Below are 25192 nucleotides of genomic sequence, written 5' to 3'. Positions count from 1 at the left end.
AATCAACTGAAAAAGCACAATAAAAATTTCCTCAAGAAGAGCTCTTGAAGAAATTCTAATACACTCTTTTTCGTAATACATGGAATTTAAACTTATCAGCTCTGAAGTAATTTAAAGAGTAAAGAACAGGCTCCTCTTGCTCGTTATAATGCATTTGCTTCAGTACGAGAAGCGCTGTTTCTGGATCACAGGCTAGTATTTCCGATACTCTTTCATGATAACCAAGCGGTTCAATCTGTGTCATAGCATAGGTAATCGTGTTACCGTTTTTCTCCAACTGATCAAACATCGATTGTTCTTCATGGGAGACATAATCAGGTAAATGATGTTTTGGAATTTTATCTAAACAGTAGACGACAGGCTCCCCATCTGCTGTCCTAACCCGTTCTAGCACAATCATGTCATCTATCTGCTCGTCATAAAAGCGTCGTTGATCATCCTCTGATGGCTTTTCAATGGAGGAGGACAAAAAGTTTGTACCAGGCTCTTTGTTCCCACGTTTAATCATATCTGTGACACTAAAGAGCTCTTCTATCCCTGATGAAAATAACGGTTTAGAGTTAATAAAAGTCCCAACACCATGGCGTCTTATAATGATACTCTCATCTTCTAACATTCGTAATGCTTCACGTAATGTAGCCCTGCTTACACCTAATTGCTTTGACAGTTGGAATTCCGACGGCAGGCGTTCACCTGTCTCGTAAGCTCCATCTTCAATATCTTGTTTAATTCTATCAATGACTTGCAAGTATAACGGGCGCTGATCCGATTTTATCATCTTTTATACTCCTCCTGCTGACCAAGTCGTTGCGAATTTCTATATAGTAAATGTAACACGAATTCCCAGTTTGGACTATCATTTTTATGCTCACCATATCATGATCCTACAAGGAATCACGTGAGACGATATTATCATCATCTTTTCCTATTAGGACTTCTCTCGGCTTACTCCCTTCATAAGGACCCACGACACCTCTCACTTCCATTTCATCAATTAAACGAGCAGCTCTAGCATATCCAATTCTAAAGCGTCGTTGAAGCATAGAGACGGAAGCCGTTTGCATATCAAGAATAAGTTGTACTGCATCATAATAGAGCTCGTCTGTCACTTCCTCGCTTATTTCTTCCTGCTCTCCTTCTTTAGGCATCATTTCCTCTGAGTATTGGGCTTTTTGTTGTTCAATGCAATGTCTAACAACTCTTTCAACCTCATCATCCGATAAAAAGGCACCTTGTATACGTGTCGCTTTTGACGCCCCTACCGGCAAAAATAGCATATCTCCTTTTCCTAACAACTTCTCAGCCCCGTTACCATCTAAAATTGTACGTGAATCCGTAGAACTTGAAACCCCAAAAGCAATTCGAGAAGGTATATTAGCTTTTATTACCCCAGTAATCACATCGACTGAAGGTCGTTGCGTCGCAATAATTAGATGAATACCTGCAGCTCTTGCCATTTGCGCTAAACGTGTAATAGCATCTTCCACTTCTGAGGAAGCAACCATCATTAAGTCTGCTAGCTCGTCCACAATTACTACAATAAACGGTAAAGGTGAATAGGCATCTTCTGTATCTCTTTTCTTATTCTCTTTTTCTATGTACGAATTATAACCTTCAATATTCCGCGTACCGGATGCAGCAAATAGTTCATATCGTCGCTCCATTTCGTTTACGACTTTCTTCAACGCTTGTGCCGCTTTTTTAGGTTCGGTGACCACCGGTGATAAAAGGTGAGGAATTCCATTATAGACATTAAGTTCAACCATTTTTGGATCAATCATCATCAGCTTTACTTCATGAGGTTTACTGCGAATTAATAAGCTGATAATAATGCCGTTAATACACACACTTTTACCACTACCAGTAGCTCCTGCTACAAGTAAATGTGGCATTTTGTTTAATTCTGCAATAACAGCTTCACCTGAAATATCTCGCCCAAGTGCAATTGCCAAGTGGTTACTCTTTTCCTTCATTACCGATGAATCAAGCACTTCTCTTAACGTTACGAGCGATACTTCCTGATTAGGAACTTCAATGCCGATGGCTGACTTTCCAGGGATAGGCGCTTCCATCCGAATATCTTTAGCCGCCAAAGCTAAAGCTAAGTCATCTGTTAAATTCACAATCTTACTCACTTTAACGCCAGTGCTTGGGTACACTTCATACTTTGTGACAGACGGACCTAAATGCACTTTTGTTACTTTTGCACTTACACCAAAGCTCTCTAATGTTCGTTCGAGCTTTCGGGCGTTTTTTGAGAGCATTGAATGTTCTTTTGCTTGACTGGCTTTAGCAGGGTTTTGCAATAAATCAAACGACGGTAATTCGTAAGATGCGTTCTCAGCTTCTGAGACGACAAGGGAAGTAGAGACAGGATGATCTGTCTCTTTTGTTCTCTCGTTTTGCTTAGGGCGATAGGTAAGACCAGTTGTCTCAGTTGTTATGCCATCATTAGTCTTGTCTCTCTCCGTATTTTCAATCGGTATAACGTCAAGATATTCTGGTTCATTGTGAGACGAATCGTCATACGCTGTTTTTGTGAAATCATAAATAATTGGTTCCTCGGTTTCTCCCTCTTTCACATGATAAGTGTCAACGTCTGGAGCAAATTGCTCTGAAGCTTCTTTGTTAACTTCTCGCTGTTTTGATTTCGCTGAAATTCTTTCTTTTATCGCTGTTACTAAAGATTGAAAGGACGTACTTATTTTATTTTTAGCAGCTATAACTAGTCCTGCAGGTCCTCGTCCATTTTTTTTAATCACGTCGATAAACGACTTTCCCGTTACTAAAACGAGTGCTGCAATCATAAGACCAATAGCAAATACAATCGTCCCTCCTGAAGAAAATAAAACGTGACTAACTGAAAAAGCAATTGCTCCTATCATCCCACCACCTAGGTTATCTACAGGCGCAGTTCCTTGCAGCTGCTGCCAATATAGGTCCCACGTATTTCGTATCACAGAGTGGTCAAGAAATTCTACTTTCTCACTCATCTCCCTAAATAATTGGACGTGACTTAAAAGTGTTAACGAAAAGACAAATAGATAACAGCCAATAAAACGACGATTCCACATAACAGGAAGCTCCCGTTTCAACATGATGTAAATGGAGAAGAGGAATAAGCTAATCGTTAATAAAATGTGCCAGCTGCCTAAAAAGAAACGAAACAGTTCTATTAAGCCTTCACCAACAATACCAAGCCTTGCAAATGTGACAATAGACACGATGAATAGAAATAATCCCGTCAACTCAAATGTTAGTTGTTTTCGCCATTTAGGCGTCCTTTTCTTCCGTTTTCGTGCCATTACAACCACCCCATATCACTTTTACAAATTGAAGAAGCAGCCGAGATTCTGTCGGCTGCTTTTCCCGGATTAACGAACGTTTGTTTCAACTATTATATCATAGAGAACAGAAGTGTGACTACAGGTATCATCCACTAATTTGAATTAATAGAGCGACCAGGAGTATAGTGCGGGTTTAGGTACATATTAGGATCAGTTGCTATTAGGCGGCTAATCCTGTACCCTTCTCCTTCATCTTCTTTTTCTAAAATGAGATGTCCTCCAGGGATTTGTACCATTTTATAGGATGTATAGCTGTTTTGAGCAGGCGGAAAAACCATATCTAGTTGCTGGTATGTATACAGTATCATTGGATCACTTCCTTCGAATCATCTAGTGGTCTATTAGCTTCAATAAGTTCATTTAGTTTTTTTATTGCTTCTCCTAAACCGCCTACTTCATGAATCAATCCGTATTTTACGGCATCATTTCCGATTACATTTGTTCCAATATCTCTCGTTAGATTTCCTTTAGATAACATAAGGTCTTTAAAATCTTCTTCCGAGATGGACGAATGATTCGTTACGAAGCGAATCACTCTGTCTTGCATCTTATCTAGATATTCAAATGATTGTGGAACACCGATAACAAGCCCAGTAAGTCGTACTGGATGAATGGTCATCGTAGCACTTTCAGCTATAAAGGAGTGTTTTCCTGCCACAGCAATCGGCACCCCAATACTATGACCACCACCGAGCACGAGTGTCACGGTTGGTTTAGACATGGAGGCAATCATTTCTGCCAATGCTAAACCTGCCTCTACATCTCCTCCAACTGTATTTAAAATGAGCAAAAGCCCCTCAATTTTTTGGTTTTGTTCTGCTGCTACTAGTTGAGGAATAACGTGCTCATACTTAGTCGTTTTATTTTGTGGTGGCAACTGCATATGACCTTCAATTTGACCGATTATCGTCAAGACATGGATATTGCTTGCTTCCATTTGAGGAATATTTGTTTGACCTAGTTGTTGAATTTTATCAACAATCCCGCTCGCCTTTTCGGTTCCTGGACTTTCTTGTTCACGTTGTGGTTGATCCTGCTGATTGCTCATAATTCATAATCTCCTCCCTTTTTTGCTTAGTATGGAAGGAGACGGCTTCTTTCATACTTAATCTATAAAACGAAGCTCCTCACAAAAAACCGCTATAATCTTATAATAAGACCATAGCGGTTCTAACTGTTTAAGCTTCCATTATAATAGGCATAATCATCGGGCGGCGCTTCGTTTTTTCGTATAAAAAGCGACTTAATTGATCACGAACCTGTGTTTTCAATTGCGACCACTCTGTCTGATTTTGTTCCATGGCATGTTGAAGCGTTTCAGTTACAAGTTTTTCTGCTTGATTAATAAGGGCCTCTGACTCCCTCACGTACACAAACCCTCTGGAAATAATGTCAGGGCCTGATAATATAGCACTATGTTTTTTATTGAGCGTTACAACCACAACAAGTATACCGTCTTTGGAAAGGAGGCGTCTATCTCTTAACACAATATTCCCTACATCTCCAACGCCTAGCCCGTCTATTAACACATGTCCTGAAGGAATTTTATTGCCCCGTTTTCCTTTTCTTTTCGTAAATTCAACTAACTCTCCTTTTTCTAAGAGAAAAATACGACTATCATCCATACCAACAGATCGCGCTAAGTGCCTGTGAGCATATTGCATCCGAAATTCACCACTTATTGGGATAAAATGCTGAGGTTTAACGAGATTAAGCATCATTTTTAATTCTTCTTGATTGGCATGACCAGAAACATGAATTTTCTTATTTTTTCCATAAATAACGTTAGCACCTGTACGAGATAGTAAATCAACCATTTGAGAAACAGCTTTTTCATTTCCCGGATTAGGCATTGCAGAGATAATAATGCGGTCATCTGCTTCAATTTTAACTAAATTATGAGAGCCCTTAGCCATTCTTGCAAGACAACTTACTGGTTCCCCCTGACTACCTGTCGTCAATATAACGAGTTCATCTCGAGCGTATTTTTTAATATCGCTCTTCTCAATTAACGTCTCATTATTTGAAGATAAATACCCAATATCAAGGGCAATTTTAATGACTTTTTCGATATCCGTTCCTGTTACGACAACTTTACGGCCTTCATTCTCTGCAGCCGTAAGCACTTGCTGAATGCGATGAATATGAGAGGCGTAAAGTGACACGATGATACGGCCATCAGCTTCATGAAATGCATCCTTTAATCCTTCAGCCACAATAGATTCAGATAAGCTGTTTCCTGGTATCTCAGCATTTTGACTATCAGAAAGTAAACATAGGACACCTTTCTCTCCAAGCTCTGTGAGTTTTCCAATTTCTGATGTTTGTCCATCTACAGGGTTTTGGTCAAATTTAAAATCACCAGTATATACGATCGGCCCTTGAGATGTATGAAGGATAACGCCTAGTGAATCTGGAATACTGTGATTCGTGTGGAAGAAATTAACTGGCGTTTTCCCTATTTTAATTTTAGAATCAGCGTGAATTTCTATAAGCCTAGGCTTTTTCTTTACTTTAATCTCACTACATTTATCTTTAACTAACGCTAACGTAAATTTTGAACCATACACAGGAACATTTAAATCACGTAAAACATATGGAATAGCACCAATGTGATCATCGTGGCCGTGGGTTACGATAATACCTTTAACACGGTCTTTATTTTCTACCAAGTAAGTGATATCAGGAATAACAATGTCTACACCTAGCATATCATCTTCTGGATGCATACAACCGGCATCAATAATAATAATGTCATCGTCCATTTCCAGGACATACATATTTTTCCCTATTTCATCCAATCCACCTAGGGAAAAAATACGGATCTTTTCAGTTTGTTGATTCGACAATGGTAAATCCTCCTATAAATAATCTATATTTCAAAACGGTCTGCCCTCTGGAGATAAGTATAACTTATTATTGTTTTTAATCACAAGTGAGAAAAGAAGGAGACGCGTTCTTTAATTCTAAATTAATAAAACGAACCTTCAAACAGTGGGCTTTTTCGTTCTTCTTCCACTGATTGCTCGTTGAATATCAGCGCCCATTATCTCCTACCTAAATAGATTTTTATCTCTGCGCTCTATTTTTTAGGCGGGCGTTTTACGGCCAGTTATCCGTGATAAAACAAGAATAAATGAGCGCTTGAACCTAACACGATTTTTATAATAACGTTAAAGTTCTATAGCAGTTGGCTAGAAGTTAATGTTCTTTCTCCTAAAATTGAGTTAAAGGATCTAAACTATACAAGAAACGTTCATTCAGTTCATAATATGTAAAACATAAACGTTTTTTCTTCAAAATAACCTATGATAGTATTTGTGCGCCATGTCATGTTTTAAGATCATGCATCCTGTATTTAAGGGACGAGACACCTATGTCCTGACATTTTACATGACCATTACATCTGTTTCATACGATTCCGCTATGAAAAAGCTGTATGCCCTCGCATACAGCTTTCTTAAACAAATTAATTTAAGACAACGCATGTTGGATAACGAGCCGTTCTTCTGGTGTTACAGGAAGTAATGGAAGGCGAACGCCTCCTACATCAAGCCCTTTAATTTGAAGAGCTGTTTTCACTGGTGAAGGGTTCGGTGCGATAAATAAACTCTTCATAATTGGTAATAACTTTTGATGAATAGCAGAAGCTGTTGCTATATCACCGGATTTAAATGCTTTTATCATATGCTGCATGTCATTACCGACAATATGGCTTGAAACAGATACGATCCCGTCAGCTCCAACAGCCATAGACGGTAGCGTCAAGCTATCATCTCCGCTAAAGACTTGAAACTCTTTAGGGGTTTCAGAAATGATCGTTGTCATCTGATCGAGATCCCCACTCGCTTCTTTTATAGATGTTATATTATGAATTTTCGACAAAGCCACAACCGTTTCCGGAAGTAGGTTTACGACACAGCGTCCTGGAATGTTATAAAGCATGACTGGTAAGGATGTTTTTTCAGCAATTGTTTTAAAATGCTCATATAAACCACGTTGAGAAGGTTTATTATAATAAGGGGAAACAAGCATAATACCATCTACCCCTAATTTTTCTGCTTTCACCGTGAGTTCTGCTGTTGCATAAGTGTCGTTCATCCCTGTCCCTGCAATGACAGGAATTCTCCCAGCAGCCGCCTTAACGGCATGCTCGTATAAAGCAGATTTTTCTTCCATACTAAGTGTTGCCGATTCTCCTGTTGTTCCACCAACAATAACGCCTTCTGTCCCATTTTCAATTAAATAATCCATCAAACGATTCATTTTTTTAAAATCAATATTTCCTTTAAAGTCAAAAGGCGTTACCATTGCTGTTAAGACATTGCCCAATGCCATATACTCCACTCTCCTTATCTTTCGTCAAGATCTTGTAAAAACATGTCGTGAAGCGCATTTACAGCATCGACCATGTCTTTTTCATGTACAAGTACCCAAATGGTTGTGTGTGAATCTGCCGACTGTAGTATTTGGATATGACGGTCGGTAAGTGCTTCAACGATTTTAGAAGCAATTCCTGGCACCCCAGTCATTCCAGCACCTACAGCGGATACTTTTGCACAGTTTTTTTGTACTTCAGGTTGTAAGTCTAAGCTGTTCAAAACGCTAACTGCACGTTCTGTAAGATACTCTGGAACCGTATAAGCTACACCGAATGGATGAATATTAATAAAGTCCACAGAGATATTAGCTGTAGCCATCGCTTTAAAAACTTTCGCCTGAAGATCATATTCTCCTTCACTAGCAGCCACTTTTATTTGTGAAACTTCTTTGACATGAGCAATACCTGTAATTGGACGCTCCTCTATATCTTTTCCCGGGCTAGAAGAGGTACTCGTCGTGATTAACGTTCCTGTGCCTTCTTCAGATGCTGATCTGATTCTAATTGGTACCTTTGCTTGCATGGCCACTTCCACTGCCCGAGGATGGATAACTTTAGCCCCTTGATAAGCCATATTACATATTTCATTATACGTCACGACTTTAATAGGCTTTGCTGTTTTTACAATGCGCGGATCCGCCGTCATGACACCAGCCACATCGGTAAAAATATCCACAACCTCTGCCTTTAAAGCGGCACCTAGCGCTGTAGCAGATGTATCTGATCCACCTCTTCCAAGTGTTGCCGTTGTCCCTTTTGCAGTCTCACCTTGAAATCCCGTTACAACAATCACATCGGTTGTTTCAATTGCTGCTAAAAGTCGCTCAGTTTTTATATCCGTTATTTTCGCATTAGTATATTCTTCAGTTGTTCTAAATCCTGCTTGTGCCCCCGTCATGGCAAGTGATGAAATCCCCTTTTGTTGGAGGAGAGATGAAAACACAACAGAAGAAATTGTTTCACCACACGATAATAATAGATCTTGTTCTCTCTTAGAGACAGAAGTAGTGACACCGCCTACTAAATCTAAAAGGGTATCAGTAGCATAAGGGTCGCCAGATCTCCCCATTGCAGAAACGACCACAACCACTTTATAACCACTTCTTACAGCAGCTATCACATGTTCGCTACATTTATCCCGCATTGTATCATTTTTTAATGACGTACCACCGAATTTCTGAACAACAATTTTCATTGTATTTCCATCTGCCTTTACACACGAATTTTTTTATTTTAACAAGCCTAATTTAATTAAAGAAAAAGCAATTTGAACTGAATTTAAGGCTGCGCCTTTTAGTAAATTATCTGCCACTATCCACATATGAAAGCCTTTAGGTTGATCGAGGTCTTGACGAATTCTTCCAACAAACACATCGTCTTTCCCTTTACTTTCAGAAGCTAGTGGATAAACTTGATTTTGAGGGTCATCTTGCAAAGTGACGCCTTCAGCTTCGCTTAGCAATTTACGCATCTCTTCTACGTTCAAGCCTTCTTCTTGTACCTCAATATAGACTGACTCCGAATGTCCGGTTTCTACAGGAAGACGAACACACGTGGCCGCCACTTGCAACGACTCATCTTCCATTATCTTTTTCGTTTCATTGATCATTTTCATCTCTTCAAACGTAAAACCGTTTTCTTGGAAAACATCGATTTGTGGAACGGCATTAAATGCGATTTGATAATGCTTCTTATCTCCTGAAACAGGCAAAATTTGTGGGTCAATGCTCTCGCCATCCATTATTTGTCGAGATTGTTCATACATCTCATCAATGGCGTCTACACCTGCTCCTGAAACAGCTTGGTATGTAGACACCACAATTCGTTTCAGTCCAAATGCTTTACGAACTGGTTCTAGAGCCGCTACCATTTGAATGGTTGAACAATTAGGATTACTAATTATTCCTTTATGGCGTTCTAAAGCTTGCTCATTCACTTCAGGTACTATTAATGGCACATTTTCATCCATTCTAAAGGCACTTGTATTATCTACTACGATAGCACCACGCTTTACTGCCTCCGGAGCCAGTGCTTTAGAAACGGATCCTCCTGCGCTGAATAACGCCAATTGAACCCCTTCAAACGACTCAGGCTTTGCCTCTTGAACAGTTAGTTGTTCACCTTTGAATGTCAATTGCTTACCTGCTGATCTTTTAGAAGAAAGCAGTAAGAGAGTATCAACCGGAAAATCGAGCTTTTCAAGTGTCCGGATCATTTGTTCACCTACCGCCCCTGTTGCTCCTACAATAGCCACGTTAAATGTTTGATGTGTCATGATCAGTTCTCCTTTCAGTGATAAGATATTTTAAGAGTCTTTTTAGTAAATGCCGCTACTCCGATTATATACAAGATTATCGCCGCCGTTAAGAGGGAACTCTATCGGCGACGAATGTCACTAAACTCTTATTTTAACAACTGATCATGAGAATTGCATTAATTTTTATATCTTTCTATAAAAACAGGTTGAACTTGCTTCCCTTCAAGAGCATTTTTTACTGTTTCAGGTATTTTAGTCATGTCTGCTACGAGTGAGTTTGGTTTTTTGTAAGGATGATCTTGACCTAATGGCACAAAATAAATATTTTTAGCAGCCATAAGCGTCATAATATTCACACCATTTAAACCGAGTGCATCATTGGTGGAGACTGCAAGAACAATCGGTCCGCCTGTTCTCATTGTTGCTTTTGCTCCCATTAATACAGGTGTATCTGTTAAAGCATTGGCTAATTTACTTGTAGAATTTCCCGTTAAAGGAGCAATAACCATACAATCTAATGGGGTTTTAGGTCCAAAAGGCTCTGCCTTTACAATTGTATCCACGAGTGGTTCTGATGTAATATCTTTAATTTTTTTGATCCAATCATCACTTTTCCCAAATTTTGAATCGGTCGTTTGTACTGTATAAGAAACGAAAGGTGTGACCTTCGCTCCTAGTGAGACAAGATTTTCAATTTCAGGCATCACCTCTTCATACGTACAATGAGAACCTGTTAATCCAAAACCGATATGCTTGCCTTTTAATAACATTAGTGGCGGCCTCCTTTCTGATCAATCCATTGTTTCTCAAGTAACGTAGATAGTAATTCAGCAAGCTGAATACCTGCAGTTTTCGGAGCAACTAGACCAGGTAAGCCAGGTGTTAAGATTGCATGAATACCTCTTTTGTTAGCAAAATTAAAATCCGTTCCTCCAGGCTTAGAGGCAATATCAAGAATAAGCACGTGATTTTGCATTTTTGCGATAACAGTAGACGTTAAAATGTGGGCAGGAATCGTATTGATGACAACATCTGCCTCTGATACTGCATCATTTAAACTATTTAGAGGAATCGGGGTTAAATTCATTTCGTAAATTCTAGCTAAAAGTTCTCTTTCCTTTGCAGCAACCGAGACATGTGCACCCAAACTAGCAAAGGTTCTAGCGATCGTTTGGCCTACTCGCCCAAAACCAGTAACCAATACGTTGGAACGGTGAATCGTCACATTTGTATGCTGAATGACTAACATGACTGCCCCTTCTGCTGTAGGAATAGAATTATAAATAGCTAAATCATCCCTGTTCATTAATTCAACAAGGGACTTTTCTGATTGTTGTGCAATATTTTTTAAGGTTTTGTTGGCAATACCAGTATAAATTTTTAAATGTTCCGGTGTTTTTGCAAGCCATTTGTCTTCTAACACTTGAGGGTGCCCTGAAAATACAGTATCCGCTTCACCATTGTGATTTACACCATTTACCGGCAATATAATGGCGTCCAACAGGTCGGTATCCACTGTTTCAAACGTTTTGTTTTCCACTCCAAGAAATCCATCATCGAGCTGATCAAACCCAATTAAATAAAGAGAAGTATCTAAAGTAGATAGTTTACGAATAACTTCAATCTGCCTTAAATCTCCTCCAATAATAGCTACCTGCATTCCAGTTAACAACGTCTCTACCTCCCCTTCGATAAAACTTTCGGTAAGCTAATGACATGCTTTCAGTGGGCAGTGTCACAGCACCTTTCGGAAAGGGACACATGAGCCTTGCGGATGCTCACCATATTTTATGATGGCAATGACAATTGGTGATAGGAGTATAAAAATTCTTATAATAATTCCACGGTGGTTTCATCATTTGCACTTCATATTTAACTAAGTCATTCAGAAGGAGGCCCCTGCCCTGAAACAAGTTATAACAGCGTCTCAGTTGTATGATGTATTGACATGTGACATTTGTCTTTTGTTAGGGCGCTTTCCAAAAGGCTTGCTGTAAGCTGATTAATGCGATAAATCCTTCCCTATCATCGGGTCTTTATTCTCCGAAATTTACCTTCTTCACTACGGCTCATTTTATAAACAACGATGTAGAAACTAGTTAGTATTCAGATTGAACGTTCAATGGACATACATTTATATAAAACACCTCTTTAATCAGGAGAGGCTTGTCCGTTATCTCCCGCTTAAATAGGTTTTCTCTACTCTCTATTTTGAGGCGAGCGTTTTACGGAGAGTTTCTGTGATAAAAGAAAGGGTGTCCCAAAAAATACTTTTGGGACACCCTTCATGCTCTAAGATTATCATGGCTTTTATTAAACGTGTGTTTTCTCAATAGCCCTTGTTCATTTAACTTCTATAATAATCATATCGGTACCAATTTTTTTAATCTGTTTCCAATAGACCGTTACTTCTTTTTCCCTTTTGCCTAAACCAAACCACTTTAATGTGGGAATGACAAAAGCTTCGATATGACCCGTTTTTTCATCAATCATAAGGTCTGTTTGGCCTAGAACCCCTAGCCTCTCACCTTTTTGATAGTCAATGATTTCCTTTTGACTTATTTCACTTAACCTCATAACAAAGCACCACCTTTCCTTTATTACAAGCTTATGTGGAGAGGTACAGCTCATATGACGGCTTAATGTATAGAGGGAGGTAATTTTCCATTTGGCGTTATTAATGTTAAGGAATATTCTTTTGAAAGAATATCTTGACTCGTTGCTTTAATGTCGGCCATTGTGACACTATCGATGGCCTTCGTTATATCATTTAATGAGCGATGCTTGCCAAGGAGTAATTCATTTTTACCGTTTCGACTCATTCGACTGTTCGTACTTTCTAAGCCAAGCATCAAACCTCCCTTTAACTGTTCTTTACCATTTTTAAGTTCTTTATCAGTTAAGCCATTGTCCGCTACTTTTGCTATCGTCTCCAACATAACATCAAATGTTTGTTCCAGTTGCTCCGGTGCTGAGCCGGCGTATACAGTCAGCATGCCAGAATCCTTATAAGCGGAGTGATAGGAGAAAACAGAATACGCGAGCCCTCTATTTTCTCTAATTTCCTGAAACAACCTGCTACTCATACTGCCACCTAATGCATTGTTCATCAAAGTTAAGGCGTATATTTTATCATCATCTAGTGCGTAACCATCAAACCCTAAGCATAAATGGGCTTGCTCAGTTTCTTTTTGACGCACTATTTTATCTGGTAGAAATGCTGGTTTTTCTAGCTTCACATCGGTTAATGATGTTCCTGGAAGGGAGGAAAACAAATCCTCAACATACGATACGAATGACTCGTCGACGTTACCACATATGGAAATCACAACATTGTTTGCATGATAATATTGTTTCATATATGAAAATAAATCATCTGAAGAAAATGAACCTAATGTTTGCTCTGTCCCGAGAATAGGAAATCCTAATGGATGTTCCCCATAGCTCGCTTTACTAAGTAAATCATGAACGAGATCATCTGGCGTATCTTCATACATCTTAATTTCTTCTAATACGACCCCTTTTTCTTTTTCCAGTTCTTGTTTTTCAAAGGTAGAGTTAAAGTACATATCTGCCAACACATCTACTGCATACTTAGCATGTGTATCTAGTACTTTGGCATAGTAGCACGTATATTCTTTAGAAGTAAGGGCATTTACATGTCCCCCAATCGAATCAAAAGATTCAGCTATCTCATGAGCTGAACGGGATTTAGTCCCTTTAAAAAACATGTGTTCAATAAAATGAGACATCCCATTTTCTTCTTTTTTTTCAAAGCGCGATCCTGTGCCTACCCATATTCCTACGGCGACTGACCTGACTGTTTCTATTGGTTCGAATACAATTCTTACGCCATTTTTACATTTATAACGTTTAATCACGACTTATCCTCCTACTGTCAAATATCATTTAATCCGAGAGTCGTTTTTCACTAAGGACCTCTGATAACTTTCCAATTTGTAAATCCTTTTTCTTAAGACCAGTAATCATGGCTTCTAGCCCATTGGCTGAAGATGCTGTGGGATGCATAAGGATGAGTGAGCCAGGCTCTGCATGATTAACGACACGCTGCGTCATTTGGGTAGATGAGGGGTTTTTCCAATCAACCGTATCAACAGTCCACAGTATCGTATACATATTTAACTCACTAGCCACCGTGACGACGTCTTCACGAAAACTACCGCTCGGCGGTGCAAACCAAACAGGCTCTTCATTGAGAGCTGCATCAATTACTTCGTTCGTCCTCACTATCTCATCACGGATACTTTCTCGAGCTAACTTCTTCATATCGGGATGTGAGTAGGCATGATTTCCTATTTCATGTCCTTCTTCCTTTATCATCATAGCAAGATTCGAGTTTTTTTTCACCCATGAGCCATCTAAAAAGAAGGTTGCTTTTACATTATTTTCTTTAAACGTCTTTAATATGTCTGGTAAATGGTCGTTTCCCCAAGCGACATTAACCATAAAACCAACCATTGGTTTCTCCGGATTGCCCCGATAAATAGGGGATGCAGGAAGATCTTTAAGTGTTATCTCTGGTGGCGTTTCTTTAAAAACGAGATCCTCTTCTTGAAAGTCTCCCCGTTTTTTCATGTTTTCATAAGATTTTTGAACGTCCACTTCTCTCCCATTGTAGCCGGGAATTGCTTTCCAAACAGGATCGATACGTGCATTGATCGGTGAAACTTCATACTCCTGCTTCACTCGAAGTATTTCCATATAAAGAGGACTTTCTTCTTTCATCACTTGTTCTGCTTGTCCTCTTAATTCTTCAATATATCCACCAGTGACAGGATTTTGTATATGAGACAATGTTACAATTAACAGAAAAAAGAAGGTTCCCAATTGAATCGCGATTTTCTTTAACATATCTATCCCCTCCCCTTAAAAAATATGTGCTGAGAGGACAAGGTAGAACCGACAATTATGCGATTAAAACCGGGATGGCGTAGTCAAATTTCATAATTAAAGCAGTTAGTTAACTGCTTACAGGCACAAGGCCCCTCTCTTTATTTAACCATTAAAAAAAGAGCCGTGCTAAAGGGCTCTTCCTTCCATTATGATTCTTTTTGTTCAGGTAAGACAGCTTTGCGGGATAAATTGACACGGCCTTGGTTATCGATTTCTGTTACCTTAACAAGGACTTCGTCACCGATTGATACGACATCTTCAACTTTAGCTACTCGTTCATTCGCCAGTTGTGAAATATGAACAAGACCGTCTTTTCCTTTGAAAATTTCCACAAAGGCCCCGAATTTTTCAATCCGCTTTACTTTTCCAAGGTACGTTTGACCCACTTCAACTTCTCGAACAAGATCTTCAATGATTTGTTTTGCTTTATTGTTCATTTGTTGATCGGTAGATGAGATATAGACCGTTCCATCTTGTTCAATATCAATTTTCACGCCAGTGTCATCGATTATTTGATTAATCATTTTACCGCTCGGTCCAATAACATCACGGATTTTATCTGGATGAATTTTCATCGTCAGAATCTTCGGTGCATAGGCACTCAATTCCGTTCTTGGTTCAGGAATGGCTGAGAGCATGTTATCAAGAATTTGCAGACGCCCTTCTCTTGCTTGGGATAAGGCTTCTTCAAGGACCGCTTTATCTATTCCTTCTATCTTAATATCCATTTGAAGGGCTGTTACCCCTTTTGACGTTCCGGCAACTTTAAAGTCCATATCACCTAGGGCATCTTCCATTCCTTGAATATCCGTCAGAACAACCACATCATCTTCGTGCTTTACTAAGCCCATAGCAATTCCTGCTACCGGAGATTTAATTGGAACCCCCGCAGCCATCATAGCTAACGTGCTTGCACAAATACTTGCTTGAGAGGTTGAACCATTGGATTCTAAAACTTCAGATACAAGACGGATCGTATAAGGGAACTCCTGCTCTGAAGGGATCACTTTCTCAAGAGCTCTTTCGCCTAAAGCTCCGTGTCCAATTTCCCGGCGTCCAGGCCCTCTAATTGGTCCCGTTTCACCTACACTAAAGGATGGGAAGTTATAATGGTGCATAAAACGCTTTGATTCTTCAATCCCTAGTCCGTCAAGAACTTGAACATCACCTAAAGCCCCTAATGTACATACGCTTAGAGCTTGAGTTTGACCGCGAGTAAATAAGCCAGAACCATGTGTTCGTTGAAGAATGTCAACTTCAGAAGCTAAAGGTCTAATTTCATTGCCTTTTCTTCCGTCAGGGCGAATATTTTCTTTTGTTATAAGTTTTCTCACTGTTTCTTTTAACAACTTGTCCAAAACGTCTCGTGCATCTTTCGTTCTGTCATTTTCTTCGTCAGTGTAATCTTCCAATATTTCATTGTACACTTCTTTAATAGCAGTCTCACGCTCACCTTTTTCAACAACAGTAGCTGCTTTAATTAGTTTGCTTTCTGCTTTTTCTCGAATTTCTGCTGCCAACTCTTCATCAATGGTAATGAGCTGCACATCCATTTTCGTTTTACCGACTTTTGAGACGATATCTTCTTGGAAAGCAACGAGTCGTTTAATCTCTTCATGACCGAACATGATAGCATCAAGCATGACTTCTTCAGGCACTTCATTCGCACCTGCTTCCACCATGTTTATAGCATCTTTCGTACCAGCAACGATTAAATTAATATCACTGTTGTCCATTTCGTCTGTTTTAGGATTGATAATAAAATTGCCGTCCACTCTTCCGATCGTCACCCCGGCAATAGGTCCTGCAAAAGGAATGTCCGAAATGGACAGGGCAAGAGAAGACCCTACCATAGCAGCCATCTCAGGTGAACAATTTTGATCATTACTCATGACCATACTAATCACCTGAACATCGTTACGGAAGCCATCTGGAAACAACGGACGTACTGGTCTGTCAATTAATCTGCTTGTTAAAACAGCATGGTCACTTGGACGACCCTCACGCTTAATAAATCCTCCAGGTATTTTTCCTGCTGAGTATAGTCTTTCTTCATAATTGACCGTTAGAGGAAAAAAGGGTAGATCCTTCGGTTCCTTTGAAGCAGTGGCCGTAGATAATACCGATGTATCACCGTAACGTACGAGAACAGCCCCATTAGCTTGTTTAGCAAGCTGCCCTACTTCAACCGTTAATGTACGACCGGCCCATTCCATCGAAAAAATTTGTTTTTCTTGATTCATCTTATCGTGTACTCCTCTCAACTTTATAATTAGTCTTCTTACACCTAGTGTTTCGCTTTTTTGTATGTAGTAAACCTGATGTATGAGGTAAAAAGCATATTATTGGCTTGTTAAGTGTGTATATAGCACAAACATAGTTAAAGCCCTAGCTTTTATATCATATCAAAAAAAGATACGTAACGAAACAGAAGATTAAACCGATAGCTTATGCCATAGAAAAAAGCGGGAGAATATCCCGCTTTTAATTATCGACGAAGGCCAAGCTTATCGACTAGTTGACGGTAACGAGTAACGTCTTTATTACGCAAATACGTAAGTAAGTTACGACGTTGACCGACCATTTTTAACAGACCGCGACGTGAATGATGGTCTTTTTTATGAGTACGTAAGTGATCATTCAGCGTAGTGATTTGCTCTGTAAGGATAGCCACTTGTACTTCAGGAGAACCAGTATCATTCTCATGAGTTTTGAATTGGTCAATAATTTCATTTTTTCGTTCTTGAGTTAATGCCATCCTGTTCCACCTCCTTATCTAGTATCCCCAAGTGCCTCGCATACGTTGGTGAATCGTCATGCCAAGCATTGGTTGTTAACATGTTATATCATACTAGTTTTCGCGTGTTATTACAAGGGCTCCTCAAAACTTTTATGTTGAAAAATAGTGACGGGCAATAGCTATGTCTGCTTCGATTCTTTTCTTTAGCTCCTCCACGCCATTGAACGCCTTTTCTCCTCGAATTCGCTTAATGAAAGCCACTTTAATTTTTTTCTCGTAAATCTCTTTTGTGAAATGAAAGATATGGGCTTCAATCGTCTTTCCTTTTCCACTATTAAAGGTCGGATTAAACCCAATATTGCACACACCTTCAAATGTTGTTCCATCAACAACAACCTTTACAATGTAGACGCCTGTGGCAGGTAATTCTTTATTAGAGTCAGGACTCACATTCGCTGTTGGAAAGCCAATCTTCCGTCCTCTTTTTTCCCCGTGTTCTACGACTCCCTCTACAGTGTAGATCCTCCCTAAATAGTCATTCACTTTCTCTATGTTTCCTACAGCTAATGCTTCGCGAATAACGGTAGAGCTGATTTTTTCATTATCTTCGGCTAACTTTGGGACAGTCGTATGGGATAATAAGCTACGAGAATGAAAGGGGAAAGTTTCCATCGTCCCTTTTCCTAATCGCCCGTAAGAATAATCGAATCCTGCCACAATATGTTTCACGTTTAAGTCAATTAAATAAGTGTCCACAAATTGCTGAGGTGACAACTCAGAAAAGCGAGCATCAAATGATATGATGAGCAATATATCTATACCTGTCTTTTCTAATAACGTTATCTTTTCTTGTATGGGGGAAAGATAATTTACAGTGACATTTTGCTTGCTAAGCACTTCTTTAGGATGCGGATAAAATGTCATCACGGCTGATTTAAGATGACGTTTTTCAGCCTCCAGCTTCGCTGTATTGATGACTTGTTGATGTCCCCGATGAACACCATCAAAAAAGCCCAATGCCAAAGCTGTAGGGGGTAAGTCCAATGGGGGATGCGGATGTTTAATATATTCTACTCTCAACGGTGCCACCTCAATTCCATTTATGCGCGTTAAATAGTTTAGTCGTGAATTGATCTGATCATTTTTTCTGGTTTCATCATCCCATCACGTTTAGGGTCTTTTTTGTACAGAGCGAGACATTCCTCTCGTTGATTATACAAAGCCCATACTTCTTCGTCCACAGCAGCCTCAGCATGTAAAGGTAGAATAGCCCCTTGCAATACCTTCTTTTCAGTTTCTTCATCAACTTTAACAATCGGAAATCGCGTCAATGCTTGCTCCACTGACATTAGGAGTTTTTCTTGGCTGTTTTTAGCAGCTGCATCTGTTAGATCTTCAAGTGTAAAACAGTTTGTACGATTAAATGCGCCTGATGCTTCTCGTGTCAAGCTTGACATATGAGCAGGGTAACCAAACTTTTCTCCAATGGACACACAGAGGGTTCTTATGTACGTTCCTTTACTACACGTTACTTCGAATGTAAATGAGACCTTTCCTTCATGTAAGAGCGGGTCAGAGGTAAGTTTTAACTCATGTATTGTCACTTGGCGTGCTGGTCTTTCTATTGTTTTTCCCTCTCTCGCATACTCATATAGTTTTTTACCTTTAATTTTTACTGCTGAGTACATAGGAGGAACTTGCTCAATTGAGCCAGTGAGTTCTTCAAACATGTCTTCTACATCATGTCGCGTCATTACCTCTTCTATATAAGCTTCATCAACGATCTCACCAGAGGCGTCCTCTGTTGTAGTCGACACTCCTAGTGTCACCTCACCACAGTATGTTTTAGTGTCGGCTGTTAAATATTCAACAAGTTTAGTCGCTTTTCCTAGACAGATAGGTAGAACGCCTTCTACATCTGGATCAAGAGTTCCAGTATGGCCAGCTTTTTTTGTTTTAAATTGTCTACCTACTTCTTTAACAGCGGAAAATGACGTCATACCTCTAGGTTTCCAAAGCGGGAAAATACCTGTTATTGATTTCATAATCTCTTTACGCCTCCATCAAATAAATTAAAGCATAAAACATTCATTATTTACAAGCTCAAGGTGTTATAAGGAAAGTCGCAAAGAAAAGAGGATAGATTGCTCTATCCTCTCATCCATTTATTTGTCTTCTTCATTTAGTTTGCGTAGCAATGCATCAATTCTATTTCCTTGCTCAATGCTTTTATCAAAACTAAATGTTAGCTCAGGTGTTTTTCTCAACTGAATTCGTTTCCCTATTTCCGAACGAATAAACCCTTTGGCCTTTTCTAAAGCTTGAAGTGTTTTTTCTTTTTCTTCTTCTTCTCCAAACACCGTAATAAATGCGGTCGCCTGCTGTAAGTCACCAGTCACTTCTACATCTGTTACTGTCACAAAACCAATTCTCGGGTCCTTCAGGCCACGTTGAATAATATCAGTTAATTCTTTTTTGATTTGTTCTCCTACTCGATTGGCACGAACTTTACTCATTTTACGACACTCCTATCGTTTTAAAACTCGGCTCGTGTTACATGTCAGAAGCCTCTATGTTTATTAAAAGTAGAGTCTCTACGCCTAACTAGCTTTACCGTTTGGTTAGAAAGAGATTCAGGCGCTTCAATAAGAGATGTCACAAAGCTTAAAGCCATTCCCAACTGACATTAGAAATCTCTAATTCTGTATAAGATTCCAATAATTTGAGCGATTTTTGCAATTCTTTTTCAACCTGAACTTTTTCTGAGCTTACAGAAACAATAGCCCATTCTGTTCGTTGCCAAACATTTTGATGGTTTGTTTCAGCGATAGAGACATTAAATCGTTGTTTAATCTTGGTCGAAGCACTCTTTAAAACTGAGCGTTTTTCTTTAAGTGAACCGGAGTCGTAAATAACAGCTTCAACGACGAGAACGCCAATTATCAACGCTTAATTTCCTCCATAATATAAGCTTCAACAACATCTCCTTCTTTCACATCGTTGAAGTTTTCTAACGTAATACCGCACTCATAGTTTCGTGCAACCTCTTTAACATCGTCTTTAAAGCGTTTAAGGTCTTTAATGTCACCTTCAAAGATCACGACACCATCTCTAATTAAACGAACAGAGGAGTCCCTTGTAATTTTTCCTTCTGTTACATATGATCCAGCAATTGAACCAATTTTAGACACTTTAAATACTTGACGTACTTCTGCCTGACCAATGACTTTTTCTTCATATTCAGGATCCAGCATTCCTTTCATGGCTGCCTCAACTTCCTCGATTGCATCATAAATCACGCGATGAAGTCTTACTTCCACTTTTTCTACTTCAGCTGTCCGCTTCGCATTCACATCTGGGCGTACATTAAAGCCAATTACGATGGCATTAGACGCTGATGCTAGGATGATATCAGATTCAGCGATGGCCCCTACACCAGTATGGATGATGTTTACTTTCACACCTTCCACTTCAATCTTTTCAAGAGATCCTTTCATTGCTTCAGCTGACCCCTGGACATCTGCTTTTACAATAATGTTAATCTCTTTAAGTTCACCTTGCTGGATCTGATCGAATAAGTCATCAAGACTTACACGTGAGCTTTCTTTACGATCTGCTTCTCTTTGTTTACTCGCTCTGGCTTCACCAATTTGGCGTGCTTGTTTTTCGTCTTTGAACACACGGAACTGATCTCCAGCCTGTGGAACTGAGTTTAATCCAGTAATTTCAACTGGCATAGATGGTCCTGCTGTTTTAACTCGGCGCCCTACATCATTTACCATTGCTCTTACTTTACCAAAAGCATTTCCTACCACGATCGGGTCGCCGATGTTTAAGGTACCAGCTTGAACGAGAAGTGTCGCAACCGGGCCACGCCCGCGATCAAGCTCTGCTTCTACAACTGTTCCCATCGCTTCTTTGTTAGGGTTTGCTTTTAATTCTTCAACTTCTGAAACGAGCAGAATCATTTCAAGCAGTTCGTCAATGCCAGTGCCATTCAATGCTGACACATTTACAAAGATTGTTTCGCCGCCCCAAGCTTCTGCTACTAGTTCATGTTCGGTTAGTTCCTGCATGACACGATCAGGGTTTGCTCCCTCTTTGTCAATTTTATTAACAGCAACAATGATTGGAACTTCAGCTGCTTTAGCGTGATTAATGGCTTCGATTGTTTGTGGCATGACGCCATCATCTGCTGCCACGACAAGAATGGTGATATCAGTCACTTGGGCGCCTCTTGCTCTCATCGTTGTAAAAGCGGCGTGACCAGGCGTATCAAGGAATGTTATTTTTTTACCATTATCTTCAACTTGATAAGCACCGATATGTTGTGTAATCCCACCAGCTTCTCCAGCTGTCACCTTTGTATGGCGAATACTATCAAGCAAGGTTGTTTTTCCGTGATCTACGTGTCCCATAATTGTGACAACAGGAGAGCGCTCTTGAAGATCCTCAGGAGCATCGTCTTCCATCATTGATTCGAAATCAGTTTTGTCAATGATCACTTCTTCTTCTGCTTCGACGCCGAATTCTTCAGCAATAATATCAATTGTATCTTTATCTAATTCTTGATTGATTGTTGCCATAACACCAAGAAACATGAGTTTTTTTATAATTTCTGATGGTTCTTTGTTAAGTTTTTCAGCAAATTCTCCCACTGTAATCGGGGTTGAATAGGTGACTTTAGAAGGTACACTTTGCTTACTCTCCGCTTTTTTTGCAGGAGTTTGTGTTTGCTGATTAGTTTGCTGCGAAGAACGCTTATTTCTTTTGTTCTTATCTTTTTTGGAAGGCCGCTTAGTTGAATTTTTAGCTTCTTCCTTCTTAGGCTTACTCGCCTCTTCTTTTTTTGGTTTGTCTACAGCCTTAGTTTGAGGTGATTCCAATTTTTTGATATCTTCTTCCGTAATTACACTCATATGGTTAGAGACATCAACATTTAATTTTTTCAGTTGTTCAATCACATCTTTACTTGCTAGATTCTTTTCTTTAGCATATTCATAAATACGCACTTTTTTCATATACATACCTCCTGTATTCATAGCTGAGCCAATAAAATACCGGTTTTCCCCTACGAATATTACTCAATAATTGAGCGAAATTTTGTTGCAAATCCTTTATCAATCATGGCTACGACGACCCGTTCTCTTTTACCAATCGCCTGGCCAATCGAAAATCTATTTTCAAAAAGTGTATAAGGAATCTTATAATAGTGACATTTATCAGTAATTTTTTTTCTTGTGTTCTCAGAAGCATCAGATGCAATAATGACATGGTGAGCTTTTTTATTTTGTATTGCTTTAACCACTAGTTCTTCCCCTGTAATAAGCTTGCCTGCTCTTTGCATAAGACCTAGAAGAGATGACCATTGCGTCATGGCTGGCTCTCTCCACTTAGTTTTAGCAAATCTTCATAAATAAAGTCTGGAACCGTGGCCTTTAAATGTCGCGCTAAAGCATTCTTTTTTTGTGCTTCTTTGATCACCACTGCATCATTTGAAATATAGGCACCTCGTCCAGACTTTTTTGATGTATGGTCAATAAAGACTTCTCCTTCAGGAGAACGGACGACTCTAATGAGTTCTTTTTTCGGTTTCATTTCTTGCGTGATGACACATTTGCGAAGAGGTGTTTTCTTTTTCGTTGCCATAGTGTCCTCCTTAACGATCTTGATCTTCTTCGTCATCTATCATGAGATCATCTTCGTAAATAGGTTCACTTATATCGTTTGCATGACCTTCTAACTTATCCCAATCTGGTTGCGCATCATCATCAGCTTCTTCATGACTACTTTGTGCCATCAAGGGGCCGTCAGCATTATAAAGTCCTAATTCTTCAGCGTCAGTTTGGCTTTTAATATCAATTTTCCATCCAGTTAATTTAGCTGCAAGACGGGCATTCTGTCCGCGTTTACCAATGGCAAGGGATAGTTGATAATCAGGTACAACCACTTGCGTCATTTTCTCTTCTTCATTCACAGTGACTTGTAAAACTTTAGAAGGGCTTAAAGCATTAGCCACATATACTTTAGGATCCTCCGACCATTTTACAATATCAATTTTTTCACCTTTTAATTCGTTTACAATTGTCTGAACTCGTTGACCTTTAGGGCCTACACAAGACCCTACTGGATCTACATCTTCATCTTCAGCATGAACAGAGATTTTAGATCGCTCCCCCGCTTCACGAGAAACAGACTTTACTTCAACTGTACCATCATAAATCTCAGGAACTTCCAATTCAAACAGGCGCTTCAGAAGTCCTGGATGGGTCCGAGAGATCATAATTTGCGGACCTTTTGTCGTCTTTTCCACTTTTGTAATATAGGCTTTAATACGGTCGTTATGACGATAAGTCTCATTGGGCATTTGTTCTCCAACAGGCATTAAAGCTTCAACCCGACCTAGATCGACGTAAATAAAGCGATGATCTTGCCGCTGAACGATACCCGTCATGATGTCTTCTTCACGATCAATAAAATCGGAATAAATAATGCCTCGTTCTGCTTCTCGTACACGTTGTGTTACGACTTGTTTCGCTGTTTGAGCAGCGATTCGGCCAAAGTCTCGAGGTGTCACTTCAATTTCCACCACATCATCGACATCATAAAGCGGATTAATGCCTTTAGCTTCATTCACTGAAATTTCTAACCTTGCATCGAATACTTCTTCCACCACTTCTTTTCTAGCAAATACTCGAATAACACCCGTTTGGCGATCAATATCCACACGAACATTTTGCGCAGAGTTAAAATTACGTTTGTAACCTGTAATTAATGCTTGCTCAATCGCTTCAAGTATAATTTCTTTGTCTATCCCCTTGTCCTTTTCAATGGTGGCTAATGCATCCATAAATTCACTATTCATGGTACTCAATCCCCCTTTCAATATTAAAAAACGACAGCCAATCTTGCTTTTGCCACTTTATTATAAGGAATATTAACTGGCACGATTCGGGTCTTGATTTTAGTATCAATTGTTAATGTTTCCCCATCAAATTGTGTCAGCTTACCTTCAAAGGCTTTTTCACCATTAATTGGCGCATACGTCGTTACGAACACATTTTTTCCAATTGCATTTTCCATGTCTTTTTCTTTTTTTAATGGCCGTTCAGCTCCTGGAGAAGACACTTCCAAATAATATGCTTGCTCAATAGGGTCGTGTTCATCCAGTAACTCGCTTAAACGCTCACTCACCGAGGTGCAATCATCCAAGTCTACCCCACCATCACCATCTATATAGACTCGTAAAAACCAACTTTTCCCTTCTTTTTGGAATTCTACATCTACGAGCTCCAATGATAGCTCTTCAAGAACCGGTTGAACGAGTTGTTCGACTGTTGATTGAATCGACTCTGCCATAACATCTACCTCCTTTTCACAAGACAAAATCTCAGTACATTTGTCCTTTTATAAACCACTCATCACAACACTTACCAGTCATCTTCTTATACTTCCTTCATATGGAAGGTTATTAAGTGCAAAAGAAAGAGCGGGTTTCCCCACTCTTTCTGCCGTTGGTTATGAACTGTGTCCTTCAATAATATAACATACTC

The 25192-nt window shown here is 39.4% G+C and carries 24 protein-coding genes; all 24 read right to left on the bottom strand.

Annotated features, from left to right (window positions below):
• Positions 1 to 55: 55 nt before the first annotated feature.
• Positions 56 to 778, bottom strand: coding sequence for a GntR family transcriptional regulator (locus tag BK581_RS01430; RefSeq protein ID WP_078576433.1), 723 nt, complete (start codon positions 776 to 778; stop codon positions 56 to 58).
• Positions 779 to 884: 106 nt separating this feature from the next.
• Positions 885 to 3305 (bottom strand): DNA translocase FtsK, encoded by a 2421-nt coding sequence (locus BK581_RS01425; RefSeq protein WP_078576431.1) that lies wholly within the window; start codon positions 3303 to 3305, stop codon positions 885 to 887.
• Between the two features lie 134 nt (positions 3306 to 3439).
• The gene (locus BK581_RS01420) at positions 3440 to 3655 is read right to left on the bottom strand and encodes a YlzJ-like family protein (RefSeq protein ID WP_078576429.1); all 216 of its coding nucleotides are present in this window, start codon (positions 3653 to 3655) and stop codon (positions 3440 to 3442) included.
• Complete coding sequence (locus tag BK581_RS01415) at positions 3652 to 4395, bottom strand: ClpP family protease (protein ID WP_078576427.1); 744 nt, start codon at positions 4393 to 4395, stop codon at positions 3652 to 3654. The genes BK581_RS01420 and BK581_RS01415 overlap by 4 nt, the downstream gene beginning before the upstream one ends.
• Positions 4396 to 4525: 130 nt before the next feature.
• Positions 4526 to 6196, bottom strand: coding sequence for a ribonuclease J (locus tag BK581_RS01410; protein WP_078576425.1), 1671 nt, complete (start codon positions 6194 to 6196; stop codon positions 4526 to 4528).
• A 625-nt stretch (positions 6197 to 6821) separates the two neighbouring features.
• Positions 6822 to 7685, bottom strand: a complete 864-nt coding sequence (gene dapA, locus BK581_RS01405) for a 4-hydroxy-tetrahydrodipicolinate synthase (RefSeq protein WP_078576423.1) — start codon at positions 7683 to 7685, stop codon at positions 6822 to 6824.
• A gap of 14 nt (positions 7686 to 7699) precedes the next feature.
• Positions 7700 to 8923, bottom strand: coding sequence for an aspartate kinase (gene dapG, locus BK581_RS01400; protein WP_078576421.1), 1224 nt, complete (start codon positions 8921 to 8923; stop codon positions 7700 to 7702).
• A gap of 33 nt (positions 8924 to 8956) precedes the next feature.
• Positions 8957 to 10003 carry an aspartate-semialdehyde dehydrogenase gene (locus BK581_RS01395; protein WP_078576418.1) on the bottom strand — a complete coding sequence of 349 codons (1047 nt, stop codon included), beginning with the start codon at positions 10001 to 10003 and terminating at the stop codon, positions 8957 to 8959.
• A 158-nt stretch (positions 10004 to 10161) separates the two neighbouring features.
• Entirely contained in the window at positions 10162 to 10755 is a 594-nt protein-coding gene (locus tag BK581_RS01390) for a dipicolinate synthase subunit B (protein WP_078576415.1), read from the bottom strand.
• Positions 10755 to 11657 (bottom strand): dipicolinic acid synthetase subunit A, encoded by a 903-nt coding sequence (dpaA, locus tag BK581_RS01385; protein ID WP_211273948.1) that lies wholly within the window; start codon positions 11655 to 11657, stop codon positions 10755 to 10757. Before dpaA ends, BK581_RS01390 begins: the two co-directional genes overlap by 1 nt.
• Positions 11658 to 12328: 671 nt before the next feature.
• Positions 12329 to 12562 carry a YlmC/YmxH family sporulation protein gene (locus BK581_RS01380; protein ID WP_078576413.1) on the bottom strand — a complete coding sequence of 78 codons (234 nt, stop codon included), beginning with the start codon at positions 12560 to 12562 and terminating at the stop codon, positions 12329 to 12331.
• Between the two features lie 62 nt (positions 12563 to 12624).
• Positions 12625 to 13866: a M16 family metallopeptidase gene (locus BK581_RS01375; protein ID WP_078576411.1), complete on the bottom strand. Its 1242-nt coding sequence runs from the start codon at positions 13864 to 13866 to the stop codon at positions 12625 to 12627.
• Between the two features lie 28 nt (positions 13867 to 13894).
• Positions 13895 to 14857 (bottom strand): polysaccharide deacetylase family protein, encoded by a 963-nt coding sequence (locus BK581_RS01370; protein ID WP_078576410.1) that lies wholly within the window; start codon positions 14855 to 14857, stop codon positions 13895 to 13897.
• A gap of 188 nt (positions 14858 to 15045) precedes the next feature.
• Positions 15046 to 17142 (bottom strand): polyribonucleotide nucleotidyltransferase, encoded by a 2097-nt coding sequence (locus BK581_RS01365; RefSeq protein WP_078576408.1) that lies wholly within the window; start codon positions 17140 to 17142, stop codon positions 15046 to 15048.
• Positions 17143 to 17387: 245 nt separating this feature from the next.
• On the bottom strand, positions 17388 to 17657 hold the full coding sequence (gene rpsO, locus BK581_RS01360; protein WP_078576406.1) for a 30S ribosomal protein S15: 270 nt from the start codon (positions 17655 to 17657) through the stop codon (positions 17388 to 17390).
• 132 nt (positions 17658 to 17789) lie between these two features.
• Positions 17790 to 18719, bottom strand: coding sequence for a bifunctional riboflavin kinase/FAD synthetase (locus BK581_RS01355; protein WP_078576405.1), 930 nt, complete (start codon positions 18717 to 18719; stop codon positions 17790 to 17792).
• A 38-nt stretch (positions 18720 to 18757) separates the two neighbouring features.
• Positions 18758 to 19675, bottom strand: coding sequence for a tRNA pseudouridine(55) synthase TruB (gene truB / locus BK581_RS01350; protein WP_078579815.1), 918 nt, complete (start codon positions 19673 to 19675; stop codon positions 18758 to 18760).
• A gap of 129 nt (positions 19676 to 19804) precedes the next feature.
• A complete protein-coding gene (gene rbfA, locus BK581_RS01345) occupies positions 19805 to 20155 on the bottom strand; it encodes a 30S ribosome-binding factor RbfA (protein ID WP_078576403.1) in 351 nt (116 codons plus the stop codon).
• Between the two features lie 148 nt (positions 20156 to 20303).
• Positions 20304 to 20585, bottom strand: a complete 282-nt coding sequence (locus BK581_RS01340; RefSeq protein ID WP_078576401.1) for a DUF503 domain-containing protein — start codon at positions 20583 to 20585, stop codon at positions 20304 to 20306.
• A complete protein-coding gene (gene infB, locus BK581_RS01335) occupies positions 20582 to 22660 on the bottom strand; it encodes a translation initiation factor IF-2 (protein ID WP_078576400.1) in 2079 nt (692 codons plus the stop codon). The genes BK581_RS01340 and infB overlap by 4 nt, the downstream gene beginning before the upstream one ends.
• Before the next feature lie 59 nt (positions 22661 to 22719).
• Positions 22720 to 23016: a YlxQ family RNA-binding protein gene (locus tag BK581_RS01330; RefSeq protein WP_078576399.1), complete on the bottom strand. Its 297-nt coding sequence runs from the start codon at positions 23014 to 23016 to the stop codon at positions 22720 to 22722.
• The gene (gene rnpM / locus BK581_RS01325) at positions 23013 to 23288 is read right to left on the bottom strand and encodes an RNase P modulator RnpM (protein WP_078576397.1); all 276 of its coding nucleotides are present in this window, start codon (positions 23286 to 23288) and stop codon (positions 23013 to 23015) included. Before rnpM ends, BK581_RS01330 begins: the two co-directional genes overlap by 4 nt.
• 10 nt (positions 23289 to 23298) lie before the next feature.
• On the bottom strand, positions 23299 to 24504 hold the full coding sequence (nusA, locus tag BK581_RS01320) for a transcription termination factor NusA (protein ID WP_078576396.1): 1206 nt from the start codon (positions 24502 to 24504) through the stop codon (positions 23299 to 23301).
• Between the two features lie 23 nt (positions 24505 to 24527).
• A complete protein-coding gene (gene rimP, locus BK581_RS01315) occupies positions 24528 to 24998 on the bottom strand; it encodes a ribosome maturation factor RimP (protein WP_078576394.1) in 471 nt (156 codons plus the stop codon).
• Positions 24999 to 25192 lie beyond the last annotated feature (194 nt).

This window comes from Salipaludibacillus agaradhaerens (assembly GCF_002019735.1).
Taxonomy (GTDB): Bacteria; Bacillota; Bacilli; order Bacillales; family Salisediminibacteriaceae; genus Salipaludibacillus; species Salipaludibacillus agaradhaerens.
Note: the sequence above shows the minus strand (reverse complement) of the source record. Positions and strands in the feature narration are given on the sequence as shown.

Coding starts and splice junctions, on each gene's coding strand:
- BK581_RS01430 (WP_078576433.1), bottom strand. CDS start 778: ATGATAAAATCGGATCAGCGCCCGTTATACTTGCAAGTCATTGATAGA.
- BK581_RS01425 (WP_078576431.1), bottom strand. CDS start 3,305: ATGGCACGAAAACGGAAGAAAAGGACGCCTAAATGGCGAAAACAACTA.
- BK581_RS01420 (WP_078576429.1), bottom strand. CDS start 3,655: ATGATACTGTATACATACCAGCAACTAGATATGGTTTTTCCGCCTGCT.
- BK581_RS01415 (WP_078576427.1), bottom strand. CDS start 4,395: ATGAGCAATCAGCAGGATCAACCACAACGTGAACAAGAAAGTCCAGGA.
- dapA (WP_078576423.1), bottom strand. CDS start 7,685: ATGGCATTGGGCAATGTCTTAACAGCAATGGTAACGCCTTTTGACTTT.
- dapG (WP_078576421.1), bottom strand. CDS start 8,923: ATGAAAATTGTTGTTCAGAAATTCGGTGGTACGTCATTAAAAAATGAT.
- BK581_RS01395 (WP_078576418.1), bottom strand. CDS start 10,003: ATGACACATCAAACATTTAACGTGGCTATTGTAGGAGCAACAGGGGCG.
- BK581_RS01390 (WP_078576415.1), bottom strand. CDS start 10,755: ATGTTATTAAAAGGCAAGCATATCGGTTTTGGATTAACAGGTTCTCAT.
- BK581_RS01380 (WP_078576413.1), bottom strand. CDS start 12,562: ATGAGGTTAAGTGAAATAAGTCAAAAGGAAATCATTGACTATCAAAAA.
- BK581_RS01370 (WP_078576410.1), bottom strand. CDS start 14,857: ATGTTAAAGAAAATCGCGATTCAATTGGGAACCTTCTTTTTTCTGTTA.
- BK581_RS01365 (WP_078576408.1), bottom strand. CDS start 17,142: ATGAATCAAGAAAAACAAATTTTTTCGATGGAATGGGCCGGTCGTACA.
- rpsO (WP_078576406.1), bottom strand. CDS start 17,657: ATGGCATTAACTCAAGAACGAAAAAATGAAATTATTGACCAATTCAAA.
- rbfA (WP_078576403.1), bottom strand. CDS start 20,155: ATGAGTAAAGTTCGTGCCAATCGAGTAGGAGAACAAATCAAAAAAGAA.
- infB (WP_078576400.1), bottom strand. CDS start 22,660: ATGAAAAAAGTGCGTATTTATGAATATGCTAAAGAAAAGAATCTAGCA.
- BK581_RS01330 (WP_078576399.1), bottom strand. CDS start 23,016: ATGACGCAATGGTCATCTCTTCTAGGTCTTATGCAAAGAGCAGGCAAG.
- rnpM (WP_078576397.1), bottom strand. CDS start 23,288: ATGGCAACGAAAAAGAAAACACCTCTTCGCAAATGTGTCATCACGCAA.
- nusA (WP_078576396.1), bottom strand. CDS start 24,504: ATGAATAGTGAATTTATGGATGCATTAGCCACCATTGAAAAGGACAAG.
- rimP (WP_078576394.1), bottom strand. CDS start 24,998: ATGGCAGAGTCGATTCAATCAACAGTCGAACAACTCGTTCAACCGGTT.